Annotated in this window: 10 protein-coding genes; 8 read left to right on the top strand and 2 right to left on the bottom strand. The window is 72.1% G+C overall.

Features of this window, described 5'->3' with window-relative positions; all coding sequences use genetic code 11:
• The first annotated feature begins 157 nt into the window (after window positions 1–157).
• The 6 genes from AB0H12_RS25360 (at window position 158) to AB0H12_RS25335 (ending at window position 9,303) form a co-directional block, all read left to right on the top strand.
• Window positions 158–1,582, top strand: coding sequence for a glycoside hydrolase family 30 protein (locus AB0H12_RS25360; protein ID WP_499625860.1), 1,425 nt, complete (start codon window positions 158–160; stop codon window positions 1,580–1,582).
• Window positions 1,579–4,974, top strand: coding sequence for a glycosyl hydrolase 115 family protein (locus AB0H12_RS25355; RefSeq protein WP_499625857.1), 3,396 nt, complete (start codon window positions 1,579–1,581; stop codon window positions 4,972–4,974). The genes AB0H12_RS25360 and AB0H12_RS25355 overlap by 4 nt, the downstream gene beginning before the upstream one ends.
• Before the next feature lie 66 nt (window positions 4,975–5,040).
• Entirely contained in the window at window positions 5,041–6,312 is a 1,272-nt protein-coding gene (locus tag AB0H12_RS25350) for an SGNH/GDSL hydrolase family protein (RefSeq protein WP_499625855.1), read from the top strand.
• A 142-nt stretch (window positions 6,313–6,454) separates the two neighbouring features.
• The gene (locus AB0H12_RS25345; RefSeq protein ID WP_499626005.1) at window positions 6,455–7,363 is read left to right on the top strand and encodes an ABC transporter ATP-binding protein; all 909 of its coding nucleotides are present in this window, start codon (window positions 6,455–6,457) and stop codon (window positions 7,361–7,363) included.
• A gap of 231 nt (window positions 7,364–7,594) precedes the next feature.
• The gene (locus AB0H12_RS25340) at window positions 7,595–8,155 is read left to right on the top strand and encodes an ABC transporter permease (protein WP_499625853.1); all 561 of its coding nucleotides are present in this window, start codon (window positions 7,595–7,597) and stop codon (window positions 8,153–8,155) included.
• Window positions 8,155–9,303, top strand: a complete 1,149-nt coding sequence (locus tag AB0H12_RS25335) for a streptophobe family protein (RefSeq protein WP_499625851.1) — start codon at window positions 8,155–8,157, stop codon at window positions 9,301–9,303. Before AB0H12_RS25340 ends, AB0H12_RS25335 begins: the two co-directional genes overlap by 1 nt.
• A gap of 102 nt (window positions 9,304–9,405) precedes the next feature.
• Here AB0H12_RS25335 and AB0H12_RS25330 read toward each other — a convergent pair whose 3' ends face one another.
• Window positions 9,406–10,161, bottom strand: a complete 756-nt coding sequence (locus AB0H12_RS25330) for a class I SAM-dependent methyltransferase (RefSeq protein ID WP_499625849.1) — start codon at window positions 10,159–10,161, stop codon at window positions 9,406–9,408.
• A 206-nt stretch (window positions 10,162–10,367) separates the two neighbouring features.
• Entirely contained in the window at window positions 10,368–11,309 is a 942-nt protein-coding gene (locus AB0H12_RS25325) for an alpha/beta fold hydrolase (RefSeq protein WP_499625847.1), read from the bottom strand.
• 250 nt (window positions 11,310–11,559) lie between these two features.
• Here AB0H12_RS25325 and AB0H12_RS25320 point away from each other — a divergent pair, with 250 nt between their 5' ends.
• A complete protein-coding gene (locus AB0H12_RS25320) occupies window positions 11,560–12,249 on the top strand; it encodes a response regulator transcription factor (RefSeq protein WP_499626003.1) in 690 nt (229 codons plus the stop codon).
• Entirely contained in the window at window positions 12,246–13,709 is a 1,464-nt protein-coding gene (locus AB0H12_RS25315) for a sensor histidine kinase (protein WP_499625845.1), read from the top strand. The genes AB0H12_RS25320 and AB0H12_RS25315 overlap by 4 nt, the downstream gene beginning before the upstream one ends.
• The last annotated feature ends 121 nt before the right edge of the window (window positions 13,710–13,830 follow it).

Here is a 13,830-nt window from a genome sequence, read left to right as displayed (position 1 = left end):
CGAGTGAAGTCCCGAAGCGTTTCCATAGTTGATCGAAAGCTTTCGACCTGCGGACTCGTCCTCTCGTCCCCGTTCTCCGCACTTTCGCCGTGGTTGCCCTCCTCCGTTCCGCGTCCCTAACTTCCGCAACGGGCGGGAGCGACTCGGAGGGACGACGATGTTCCAGACGATGTTCCAACGGCGACGGCTCCGCGCCGTCGCCGCGGCGCTGGTCGTGGCGGCGGCCGTGACGCCGGTCGGCGCGCCGGTCGCCTGGGCGGCCACCTCCGTCACGGTGGACACCGCGACCACGTACCAGCGCGTCGACGGTTTCGGCTTCTCCCAGGCGTTCGGTCAGGCCAAGGTGCTCGGCGGCGCGCTGGGCCTGTCGGCCGCCAACCAGCGCAAGGTGCTCGACCTGCTGTTCGACCGGAGCCGGGGCGCGGGTTTCAGCATCCTGCGCAACCTGATCGACTCCGGCGCGGCCAACACCGTCGCGCCGACGGCCCCCAGCGGCCCGAGCACCCCGCCGCAGTGGCGGTGGGACGGCACCGACCGGGGCCAGGTGTGGCTGTCCAAGGAGGCCATGGCCTACGGCGTGCGCACGATCTACGCCGACGCGTGGAGCGCGCCCGGTTACATGAAGACCAACGGCGACGAAACCAACGGCGGCACGCTGTGCGGCATGCCCGGCGCGAGTTGCGCCAGTGGCGACTGGCGGCGGGCGTACGCCGACTACCTGGTCAAGTACGTGCAGCTCAACCGGGACTCCGGGGTGCCGATCACGCACCTGGGCTTCGTGAACGAGCCCGAGCTGACCACCACCTACTCCAGCATGATCGTCAACGGCGCGCAGGCGGCGGACTTCGTCAAGGTGCTCGACTCGCGGCTGCGCGCCAACGGCCTCGACCTCAAGATCGTGTGCTGCGACGCCATGGGCTGGCGGCACGGCAACGACATGGTGAACACCATCGCCCGGGACGGCGCGGCGTTCTCCGCGCTCGACGTGGCCGGCGGGCACGGCTACAGCTCCCCGCCCACCACGCCGTTCACCCAGACGGCCAAGCCCACGTGGATGACCGAGTGGGCCGACTTCGACCCGTTCACCACCGCGTGGGACGACGGGTCGGCCGGGTCCGGCTACACCTGGGCAGACCGGACGATGACCGCGTTGACCTCGGCGAACGTCAGCGCGTTCCTGCACTGGTGGGGCGCGGCGAACAGCACCGCGAACTCGCCGCTGATCCGGCTGAGCGGCGACTCGTTCCAGACCTCGTCCCGGCTGTGGGCGCTGGCCAACTACAGCCGCTACATCCGGCCCGGCGCGACCAGGGTCGCCGCCACCGCCGCCAACGCCGACGTGAAGGTCGCCGCGTTCCGCAACACCGACGGCTCGCCGGCCGTCGTCGCGCTGAACACCACCCGCTCGGCCGTCTCCGTGCCCGTCACCCTGCGCGGCACGGGCACCGGCACGCAGGCCGTCCCGCACCTCACCAACGGCTCGAACAACACCGCCGCGCAGACCCCCGTCGCCATCAGCGGCGGCGCGTTCACCTCCACGATCCCCGCTCGCTCCCTGGTCACCTACGAGGTCCGCTCATGAGCCGCTCACCAGTCGTGTCCGCGATCCTCGGCTTGGTGGTCCTCGCGGCGGTGGCGCCGGCGGTCGTGATGACCGCCCGCGCGCCGGCCGCGTCGGCCGCTGCCGAAGGCGACTACCTCTCGTTCGCCCCGGTGGACGGCGGGTTCACGCTCGCCGCGAACGGCAGGGCCGCGCCGTTGTTCGTGAGCGGCGGCGACTTCCCGGGCGTGGTGCGGGTGGTGAACGACCTGCGCACCGACGTGGAACGCGTCACCGGCGTGCGACCGACCGTCTCCACGGGCACGCCGGCGTCCGGCGAAGTGGTGCTGGTCGGCACTCTCGGCCGCAGCGCGCTGATCGACGGGTTGGCGTCCGCCGGGAAGCTCGACGTCACCCGGATCCGGGGCAAGTGGGAGACCTCGCTGCAACAGGTGGTCGAGAACCCCGTGGCGGGGGTGAGCCGGGCGCTGGTGATCGCGGGCAGCGACCAGCGGGGCACGATCTTCGGCGTCTACGACGTGTCGCGGCGGATCGGGGTGTCGCCGTGGCACTACTTCGACGACGTGCCGGCCCGCAAGCACAGCGCCTTGTACGTCCGTCCGGGCAGCCACTCCCAGGGCACGCCGGCGGTGAAGTACCGGGGTGTGTTCATCAACGACGAGAACCCCTCCACCGGTCGGTGGGCACGGGCGACGTTCGGCCCCGGCCTCGCGCCCGGCCAGGCCGGTGGGTTGAACCGGCTGTACTACGAGAAGGTCTTCGAGGCCATGCTGCGCCTCAAGGCCAACTACCTCTGGCCCGCGGTCTGGGGCCGGGCGTTCGCCGAGGACGATCCCGAGAACCACGCCACCGCCACCCGGTACGGCGTCGTGATGGGCACCTCGCACGAAGCGCCGATGATGCGCGGCATCGAGGAGTGGAAGCGCAACCCCACCCGCTACGGCGGCAACGGCGAGTGGAGCTTCGTGCGCAACGCCACCGCCGTGGAGAACTACTGGGCCGACGGCGTCAAGCGCATGGAGCGGGAGAAGTTCGAAGGCGTCGTGACCCTGGGAATGCGCGGTGAGGGCGACACCAGCCTGCCGGACGGCGACGGCGTCGAGCTCATGCAGAACATCATCGCGAGCCAACGCCGGATCCTGGACCGCGAGAGCAGCGCACCGCTCGACCGGATCCCGCAGGTCTTCACGCTCTACAAGGAAGTCCAGCGCTACTGGGACCGCGGCATGCGCCCGCCCGACGACGTCACGGTGGTGTTCGCCGACGACAACTGGGGCAACATGCGCAAGGTCCCGGATCCCGCACTGGCGCCGCGGTCGGGCGGGTACGGCCTGTACTACCACTTCGACTACGTCGGCGGCGGTCGCAACTACAAGTGGGTCGACACGATCAACCTGGCCAACACCCGCGAACAGCTGGACCTGTCGTACCAGAGCGGCATCGACCGGTTGTGGGTGGTCAACGTCGGCGACCTGAAGAACGAGGAAGCGCCCACCCAGTTCTTCCTCGACTACGCCTGGAACCCCGCCGCCATCCCCGCCGACGGCGTCGAGGAGTGGACCCGGCAGTACGCCGCCCAGAACTTCGGCGAGCAGGCCGCGCCCGCGATCGCCGACGTGCTGCACGCGTACGGACAGCTCCAAGCGCGTCGCAAGCCGGAGGCGACCAACCGGCGTTACACCAGGAACGCGGCCGGCGCGATCACCACCGACGACGCGATGACGCCGTACAGCATCGAGAACTACGGCGAGCTGGACCGGGTCACGGCGGAGTGGGAGGCGTTGGCGGCCCGGGCCCAAGCGGTGGGCCGCACGCTGCCCGCGGCCGACCAGGACGCCTACCACCAGCTCGTGCTCTACCCGGCGAAGGCCACCGGCAACCTGTACGCCCTGCGCGAGGCGCAGTTCCTCAACCGCTGGTACGCCTCACAAGGCCGGGCGGCCACCAACGACCTCGCCGCGACCGCCGAGGCACGCCTCGCCGACGACGTGGCGATGTCCGACCACTACAACAACACCCTCGCCGGCGGGAAGTGGACCGGCTGGCAGACGCAGACCAAGTTCGGTTACGGCGACAAGGTCCGCTACGGCAACAACGCCAGTTGGCAGGAACCGCCGGAGCCCGACCAGATCTACCCGGCGGTGCAGCGCGTCACCGTGCCGGCGGCGGCGTCGATGGGAGTGGCGATCGACGGATCGCTGAACTGGTGGCCCAACGCCACCGAGCAGCCGGTGCTGCCCGAGTTCAGCCCGTACCAGACCCAGCCCGCCCAGCACGTCGAGGTGTTCAACCGGGGCGCCGCCTCGTTCACCTACCGGATCACGCCGTCCGTGCCGTGGCTGACCGCGACCCCGGCCAGCGGCACCGTCACCAAGCAGACCCGCGCCACGCTCGAGGTCGACTGGTCCCGGGCGCCCACCGGGAAGACGACGGTGCCGATCACCGTCACCGGCGCGGGCCGCACCGTCACCGTGCAGGCGGTGGTGAACAAGCCCGCCGCGCCGCCGTCGGGTTTCGTGGAGGCGAACGGCTACGTCTCCATCGAGGCCGACCACTACACCAGGGCCGTCGACGGCAACGGCGTCTCGTGGTCGCACCTGCCCGACATCGGCCGCACCGGGTCGGGCATGCGGCCCAGCCCGGTGACCGCCCGCGACCAGACACCGGGCGGCGCGGGCGCGCGCCTGGAGTACCAGGTCACCCTCACCACCACCGGACCGGTCACGGTGTGGGCCCACCTGTCGCCGCGCAACAACGTCCGGCCCGGCGCCGGTGTCGAGTACGCGATGTCGATCGACGACCAGGCGCCGAAGACGGTCAACACCACGACGGCGACCGGGTCCGACGACACGGCCATGAACAAGGGCTGGGAGATGAACGCCCTGGAGGCCGTCAACCGCACGTCGACCACGTTCACCGTCTCGTCCCCCGGCGTGCACACCCTGAAGTTCTGGGCCGTCGACCCCACGGCCGTGCTGCAGAAACTGGTGGTCGACACCGGCGGCCTGAAGTACAGCTACCTCGGCCCACCGGAAAGCCACCGGGCCTCGCCCGACGATCCGACGACGACCACCACCACGCCGACCAGCACCACGACCACGACCACGACGCCGGGCGGTCCGGCCGGGTGCACCGCGTCCGCGTCCCTGAACTCGTGGAACGGCGGTTTCACCGCCACCGTGAAGGTCACCGCCGGATCGTCCGACGTCGACGGCTGGACCGTGACGCTCACCCTGCCACCCGGCGCGACCGTCACCAACGCCTGGAACGCCGAACGCGACGGCGACACCGGCGCCGTCCGGTGGACCAACGTCAGCCACAACGGCCGCCTCGCCGCCGGCCAGTCCACCGAGTTCGGCTTCCAGGGCACGGGTGTCGGCACCGGCATGGCCCCGACCTGCACCACCCGCTGATCACCCCACGCCCGGTCGGCGGGAACCCACGCGGGTTCCCACCGACCGGCAGTGCGAAGGAGGATCATGAGCAGGACCTCGTCGACCATCGGCCTGGCCGCAGCGGCGGCCCTCGTGGTGGCGTCGCAGGCGATCGGCCCGGAGCCGTCGTCCGCCGAACGCTGGGTGCACACGTGGGCGTCGATGCCCCAGCTGACCGAGTCGTCCAACATGCCACCCGCGCCGTTCACCCAGAACGGCGTGGTCATGGCCAACGCCACCCTGCGCCAGACCGTGCGCGTGTCCGTCGGCGGCACCCAGCTCAGGCTGCGGTTCTCCAACGCCTTCGGCGGCGCGCCGCTGCCCATCACCGCCGTCACCGTCGCCCAGCCGCGCGGCGGCCAGGCCGGCGTCAACGCCATCGAGCCGGGCACATCACGCCAGGTCACCTTCCACGGCAAGACGTCCACGACCATCCAGAAGGGTGCTCAAACGGTCTCCGACCCGATCTCCTTCCCCCTCGCGGCCCAGGCGAACCTGACCGTGACGGCGTACCTGGCACAGGGACAGGCCTCCACCAGCATCACCTCGCACCCCGGCTCGCGCACCACCTCGCACCTGCTGGCCGGCGACCACGTCCGCGCCGACACGATGTCCGGCTCCACACCCACTGACCACTGGTACTTCCTCAGCGGCGTCGAGGTTCTGTCCGGTCCGACCACGGCCTCCGTAGTCGTGCTCGGCGACTCGTTGACCGACGGGCGGGGTTCCACCACCAACGGCAACAACCGCTGGCCCGACCTGCTCCTGGCCAGGCTCCAGTCCCAGCCGGACACGGCGGACGTCGCGGTGATCAACCAGGCCGCGGGCGGCAACAGCGTGCTCCGGGGCGGCCTGGGTCCGACCGCGCTGTCCCGCCTGGACCGCGACGTGCTGGCGCAGAGCGGGATCGGGTGGCTGCTGGTCTTCGAGGGCGTCAACGACATCGGCGGATCCCCTGCCACCGACGCCGGTCAGCGCCAGGTCGCCACCGAACTGATCGACGCCTACGACCAGATCATCGTCCAGTCCCGCGCCCAGGGCATCCGCGTCTACGGCGCCACGATCACACCGTTCGGCGGCAACGGCTACGACGACGCCGCGGGCCACCACGACCAGGCCCGGCAGGCGGTCAACACCTGGATCCGCACCAGTGGCCGGTTCGACGCCGTGATCGACTTCGACCAGGCGGTCCGCGACCCCGCCCAACCACGCAGGCTCCGGGCCGCCTACGACAGCGGCGACCACCTGCACCTCAACCCCACCGGCTACCGGGCGTTGGCGGACGCGGTGCCGGCACACCTGCTCACCACCACCTAGCGCCGACCGGTCCTGGGTGTTCCCTGTGAGTGCGCCGCGGCGACGGTGCGCGGCGCACGGTCGGGTGCGTCAAATTCCCAGGGTTCTCCCAGGCGCACCCAGGGTTCGGCCAGGCCGGCGCGCCAGGCTCGGACCCATGACGATGATCGACGTGCGGGGCCTGACCAAGCGGTACGGGCCCGACACCGTGGTGGACGACCTGTCGTTCACCGTCCAGGCCGGGCAGGTGACCGGGTTCCTCGGGCCGAACGGCGCGGGCAAGTCCACGACCATGAAGGTGATCCTGGGGTTGGCCGCGCCCACGAGCGGTTCGGCCACGGTCGGCGGACGCCGCTACCGCGACCTGCCCGTGCCGCTGACCGAGGTCGGCGCGCTGCTCGACGCGGGCGCCGTGCACGGTTCCCGCAAGGCGTACGACCACCTGCTGGCGCTCGCCGTGAGCAACGGCCTGCCCCGGCGGCGGGTCGACGAGGTGCTCGCCCGGACCGGGCTCGAAGGCGTGGCGGGCAAGCGAGCGGGCGGGTTCTCGCTCGGCATGCGCCAACGGCTCGGCATCGCGGCGGCGTTGCTGGGCGACCCGCGCGCGCTGATCTTCGACGAACCGGTGAACGGGCTCGACCCCGAGGGCATCCGCTGGATCCGGGACTTCATGCGGTCCCTGGCCCGCGAGGGACGCGCGGTGCTGGTCTCCAGCCACCTCATGAGCGAGATGGCGCAGACCGCCGACCACCTCGTCGTGATCGGCCGTGGCCGGCTCATCGCCGACACCGGCATGGGCGAGTTCCTGCGCGGCAGCGGCGAGGGCACCGTGCTCGTCCGCACGCCCGAGCCGGCCGCGTTCGCGCTGCGGTTGACCGCGTCCGGCGCCACCGTGCGGGAAGGGCCCGAATCCTCGCTGGTCGTGTCCGGCCTGACGAGCGAGGAGATCGGCAAGCTCGCCTCCTACCACGGCGTCGTGCTCAGCGAGCTGACACCGCAGCGGCCCTCTCTCGAGGACGCGTTCATGGAGCTGACCAGGGACAGCGTCGAGTACCAGGGGGCGGCGGCATGAGCGGGCTCGTGACCCGGGTGCGGTTCGGCCACGCCCTGCACGCGGAGTGGGTCAAGCTCCGCAGCCTGCGTTCCACCTGGTACGCGCTGGCGTGCCTGTTCGCGGTCGGGCTCGGCATCACGTTCCTCTCGATGGGCGCGGCGGGCGAGGAGTACGCGACCTCGTCCCGCCGCGGACCGGCTGGCGTGGGATCCGACGAACCTCAGCCTGACCACGTACGTCGTCGCCCAGTTGATCATCGGTGTGCTCGGCATCCTGGTCGTCACCTCCGAGTACGCGACCGGCCTGGTGCGGACGTCCCTGGCCGCCGCGCCGCGCAGGCGCCGGCTGCTGGCGGCCAAGGTGGCGGTGGCCGCCGCCGTCGCCGTGGTGGCGGGCCAGGCGCTGATGTTCGCCGCGTTCCTGCTCGGCCAGGCGCTGCTCGCCGGGCAGGGCGTGCCGCACGCGCGGCTCGGCGACCCGGGCGTGCTCCCCGCCGTGGCGGGCGGCGGGCTCTACCTCGCGGCGATCGCGCTGCTCGCGATCGGGCTCGGCACGATCATGCGCGCCACGGCGGGTGCGCTCGCCACTCTGGTGGGGATCGTGTTCCTGGTGCCCGCGCTGTCGGGGCTGTTCCCGTCGTGGCTCCAGGGCCTGCTCGACTTCTGGCCGAGCAAGGGCGCCGTCGCGGTGCTCGCGACGGCGCCCGACCCCGCCCACCCGCACCCCTGGCTGAACCTGGGCGGGATGTGCCTCGGTGTCGCCGCGGTGCTGGCCGCCGCGTTCGTCGTCTTCCACCGTCGTGACGTGTGATGGTCGCGTTGCGGGAGGTGTACCGGGGTGTGGTGGCGGCGGTCGCGGCACTGGGCGCCATGGCGGGGGTCGCCGCGGCCGGGCTGTTCCTGCTGGACGCCGACCGGGTCGGCGGGTTCGGCCGGCTGACGGCGGCCGTGGTCGCCCTGGCCGCGGGCGGCTCGGCGGAGTTCGGCGCGGTTGCGGCCGGTGACCTGCCGTTCGCCGTGCGGGGTGGCATCGCGGTGGTGCCGCTGGGTGTCTCGCTGGTGGGTGCGGTGGTGCTGGGGTGGCTGCTGCTGCGTCGTCGGGACGGCCTGCTCGGCCGCGGTGCGGCGGCGGTGGTGGCGTTCCCGGCGGGGCTGGCCGCGGTGGCGTGGTCGGCCCGGGGGACGGTGGCGCTGCCGGGCGGTGCGACGGGCGGCGGGTCCGGGGCGTCCGCCTGCGGGATGCCGGCGACGGGTCCGTTCGGCCGGGGTGGGGCCCTCGACGCGCTCGGCGCCGGGTTCGCCGTGCCGGTCTGGCCCGCCGCGGCGGGCGCGGTGGGCTGGGTGCTCGCGGTCGTCGGAGTGTGTTGGCTGGTCACGAGGTTCCGGGTGGCCGTGCGGGGCGTGGTGTGGACGATGGTCGCGCTCACGGTCGTGTGCCTGCTCGTCGCGTGGGTGTTCGCCGGGGCCGCGGCGGCCGGTGCGGTGCTGCTCGGGCTGCCGCTGGTGGTGCTCGGCGCGTTGTCGCTCGGGCTGGGCGTGCCGTGGACGTTGATCTCTGACGGCGCGCTCTCGTGCGTCCTGGACGCGGTCGGGCCGCCCACGCCCGGCGGGCCTCTGGCGTGGGTCGCGGTGGTCGTGCTGCTGGGTCTCGGCGCCGTCGCCGCGCGGTCGGGTGGTCGTGACGGCGGGCCGCTGCGCCGTGCCGCGCGCGTCTCGGTGTGGCTCGCGCCGGTGGTGGGAGCGGCGCTGGGCGGGGCGGCGCTGCTGTCGCGGGTGTCGGTGGAGCTGGACATCGCCGCGTTCGGGTTCACGTTCTCCGTCCTGGAGGCGCGGTTGGCGGCGGACCCGCTGGTCGCGCTCGGCCTGGGGCTCGTGGCCGGCGCCGCGGCGGGGTTCTCGGGCAGCCTGCTCGTCGACCTCCGCGCACGGCTCCGGCCGGTCGACCAGACCACGCGGTGACCTGTCGGCCGCGTCGAGCGGGCCCCGTGGCCGGACGCCCCGCACGCCACGACGCGGGGTGAAGGGGTTGCGGGGACTGAGGGACCGGCGGCTCACGGCCGGCTAGCCGGCCCGCAGGACGAAGAACAGGAAGGCCAGGAAGCTCGTGCCCGCGAACCGCTGGAACTCTTCGGGGAACAGGTCGCGGGCCGCGGGCGCGGGCGGCGGCTCGCTGATGACGTCGATGCGGAAACCAGCCGCGGTGAAGGCGTCGGTCATCGCGTGCAGCGGGCGGTCCCAGAAGCTCAGCCGCGCGGTCTGCCCGCCCATCGTCCACTCCTCGACCCGGTTGCGGGTCTGGAAGTAGTCGGGTTTGTCCCCGGCCAGGCGCTGCAGCAGGGTGATGGCGAACGGGTGCTCGACCGAGACGATGAGCCGTCCGCCGGGTGTCAGCACGCGTCGCAGTTCGGCCAGTGTCGGCCCCCAGTCCTCCAGGTAGTGCAGCACCAGGGATGCCATGACGTCGTCGAACGCGCCATCGGGGAAGGGCAGCGGGTCGGCCAGGTCGGCGATCCGCAGGTCCGCGTCGGCGCCCAGCCGCCGTCGGGCCAGCTCGAGCATGCCTGCGCTCGCGTCGATGCCGGTCACGGCAGCGCCCCGATCGCGCAGCGCCGCGAACAGGGGCCCGGAGCCGCAGCCGGCGTCGAGGATCCGCCGGTCGGTCACGTCCCCGGCGAGCTCCAGCATCGCGGGCCGCTCGTAGTACGCGTTCAAGAGGCTGGTCTCGTTCTCGGCCGCGTAACCCTCGGCGATGCTGTCGTACGCGTTGGACCGAGCCGGATCGGTGACGGACGCATGGCCTTCTGAAGTCGACGTCATGCCAACAGGACGCCCGAGCGGCGAAGGGGTTGGCCGAGAACAGCCCGACCAGCGTTCGCGGGACGGACACGGGCCGGGAGAGGGACGGGCAGGGTGCTGGGCTCCTGCCCGTCGCCTCCTGCCCGTCGCCTTTCGCCGGGTGGTTCACGCCCGGGTCCGGTGACGAAGAACAGCGGGGCGCGCCGGACCTCGGAACGCCCTCGGGCCTAGGAACCCTGCCGCTTCAGCCACGCCAAGATCACCTGGTTGGTTTCTTCCGGCTCTTCTTGCTGGATCCAATGACCGCAATCCAGGGTGACCACTTCCGCATCGGGCACGAAGTCGGTCAGGTTCGCGGATTTCGCGACCGGGTCCCGGTCGCCGTAGAGCATGAGGACGGGCCGGCGGATGATCGGGTCCACGTCCGCCAACAAATGCCAGTTGCGGTCGACGTTCCGGTACCAGTTCACACTGCCCGTGAACCCCGACGATTCGAAAGCGGAGACGAAGACGGCCAGTTCGCGGTCGCTCATTACGGGCTCGCCGAGCGGTGTCTCCGCCCTGGCGAGATTGATCAGCGCCATACCCGGTTGAGGTGCCGCGGGAGGCACGTTCTTCCGGTACAGGTTGCGGAGGAACCGGAGTGGGTTCTCGTCGAACACGGCGTCCGCAACGCCTGGCTGTCGGTTGAAGTGGACGAAGTAGAAGTCGCCGCCGAACACCTCTTCCAGGACCTCGACCCAGGGCTTCTCGCCGCGCTCGAGGTAGGGCAAGCTCAGGTTGACCACCTTGTTCACCCGGTCGGGGTGCAACAAGGTCAAGCCCCAGACGACCATCGCACCCCAATCATGACCGACGAAGGTGGCGTCGTCGTACCCGTAGTGGTCGAGAAGTGCGACGAGATCACCCGACAGGTGTTCGATGTCGTAGTCGGTCACTTCGGTCGGACGCGACGAGTTGCCGTAACCCCGCTGGTTCGGGACGATGACGTGGTAGCCCGCGGCGACGAGGGCGGGCACCTGATGACGCCAGGAAAAGGCGTGCTCCGGCCAGCCGTGACAGAGCACGATGGGCTCTCCGCCATTCTGTCCGCCTGCTTCGAAGACTTCGAGTTCCACACCGTTGACGGAAACAGTGGTGGGCTCGGGAAAATCGGTTGGGTTGAACATCGCGTTCCCTCGTCATCCATACGGGGTGGTGCGGCCTGATCGGCTGCCGCCACCGTAAGCGGCATTGCGGACAAGTCCGGCCCTCGATAAGGGGCGACGGAGGAAATGCGGAAGGATCCCACCGGTCGAGCGCTTCAGCACCCGAGCCGGCCAAGAGCGCGGCGACGAACACCCCGTCCGTGCACAGGACGGGACGGTTCCTCAGGTTGGCCTCCGTACCCTGGCCGGCGTGGGCGGACCGGATCGGGCGATGACGCTGCTGGTGGTGGACGACGAGGCGACCGTGCGCGAGCTGCTGTCCGCGACGCTGAGGTTCGCCGGGTTCCGGGTGACGTCCGCGGCGACCGGCGCCGAGGCGCTCGCCGCGGCCACCGCGGAGCCGCCCGACCTCGTGCTGCTCGACGTGATGCTGCCGGACGTGGACGGGTTCGAGGTGGTCCGGCGGCTGCGTGAGCGGCGCGCGAAGGGCCACCGCGGTCCGGTGCCCGTCCTCTTCCTCACCGCGCGGGACCGCCAGGCCGACAAGGTCACCGGGCTGTCGCTCGGCGCGGACGACTACGTGACCAAGCCGTTCGACCTGGAGGAGCTGATCGCCCGGATCCGCGCGATCCTGCGCCGCACCTCGGGCCACCAGGCCGGCGTGCTGACCGTGGGCGCGCTCGCGCTCGACGCCGAGGGGCACCAGGTGACGCGGGCGGGACGGCCCGTCCGCGTCTCGCCCACCGAGTTCCGGCTCCTGCGCTACCTGATGGAGAACGCCGGGCACGTGGTGTCCAAGGCGCAGATCCTCGACCGGGTGTGGCGCTACGACTTCGGCGGCGACGCGGGCATCGTCGACACCTACATCTCCTACCTGCGGCGCAAGGTCGACGTCGAGGATCCCAAGCTGATCCACACCGTGCACGGCGTCGGCTACGTGATGCGGGAGCCGGCGGGGTGAGGCGCGTGCTGGGCCGGTTCTCGCTGCGGGCCAGGCTGCTGCTGCTCACCTCGGGCCTGCTGCTGGCCGGGTTGGGCCTCGTCGGGGCGGTCGTCTCCGACCAGCTGGAGCGCTACCAGCTCGCCCGGATCGACGACCAGCTGCGCTCGTTCGCCGAGATCGTCTCCGGCGTGTCGACCACCGGGCCGCCCGAGGTCGTGGACACCGCCCGCCACCCCGAGCTCCTCGACCCGGCCCTCGAACTGGTCGGCACGCCGTACCTGGTGTACCTGGACGCGAACGGCGAGCCGGCGGGCGGAATCCACGCCAGCCGGCTCGACGGCGCGACGTTGCCCGCGCCCGACGAGCTGCGCGCCGTCCCGACCGATGGCGACGCCGTCGACCTGCGCACCGCGGGCGACTCGGCGCGGTGGCGCGCCGTCGCCCGGCCGATCACCGGCTGGGGCGGCACGGTGATCGCCGCCGCGCCGCTCGCCGAGGCCGACGCCACCGTCGCCCGACTCCGGACGACCAGCCTGGTCAGCGGCGGCGTGCTGCTCGTGCTGCTGACGGCGGTCGGCTGGTTCGCGCTCGGCCGCGGCCTGCGACCGCTGCGCCGGATCGAGCACACCGCCGCCGCCATCGCCGACGGCGACCTCACCCGGCGCGTGCCCGTCCTCGCCGCGCCGACCACGGAGGTCGGGCACCTCGCGGCGTCGCTCAACACCATGCTGGGCCAGCTCGAACAGGCCTTCGCCGACCGGGCCGCGGCGGAGACCCGCATGCGCACGTTCCTGTCGGACGTCAGCCACGAGCTGCGCACGCCGCTGTTCGGCATCAAGGGCTCGACGGAGCTCTACCGGATGGGCGCGATGCCCGGGCGCGCCGACGTGGACGAGGCGATGCGCCGGATCGACCGCGAGGCCACCCGGCTCACCGCCCTCACCGAGGACCTGCTGCTGCTCGCGCGGCTGGACGAAGCGCCCGAAGGCCAGCTCGACCCGGCCCCGATGGACCTGCGCACCCTCGCCAACGACGCCCGGCACGACCTGCGCGCCCTCGACCCGTCCCGGACGGTCGAGCTCACCGGCCCCGACGGCGCCGGACCACCCGGCCCGGCCCCGGTGCACGGCGACGAGGACCGCCTGCGCCAGGTGGTCGCCAACCTGGTCGGCAACGCCGCCACCTACACCCCGCCGGGCAGCACCGTCCGCATCGGCGTCGGCACGGCGGACGGCCGCGCCGTGCTGGAGGTGGCCGACGAGGGCCCGGGCCTGACGGCCGAGCAGGCGACCCGCGTCTTCGACCGCTTCTACCGCGCCGACCACTCCCGCAACCGCACGGGCGGCGCCAACGCCGGGCTGGGCCTGGCCATCGCCCGCTCCCTCGCCCGCGCGCACGACGGCGACATCGACCTGGACACGGCCCTCGGCGAAGGCGCTCGCTTCCGGCTCACCCTGCCGCTGCTCGACCACGACTGAGCGCCCCCACCGCTCTCCCCGCGCGTTGGCACAGCGGTATTCCGACGCGAAACGCCCCGTCGCGCGGCACGTCTTTGCGCAACGTTCCGCAACCCGGTCCACTCGTGCGAGCGCCGCCGGC

This window comes from Actinosynnema sp. NPDC023794 (assembly GCF_040639675.1).
Lineage (GTDB): Bacteria > Actinomycetota > Actinomycetes > Mycobacteriales > Pseudonocardiaceae > Actinosynnema > Actinosynnema luteola.
Note: the sequence above shows the minus strand (reverse complement) of the source record. Positions and strands in the feature narration are given on the sequence as shown.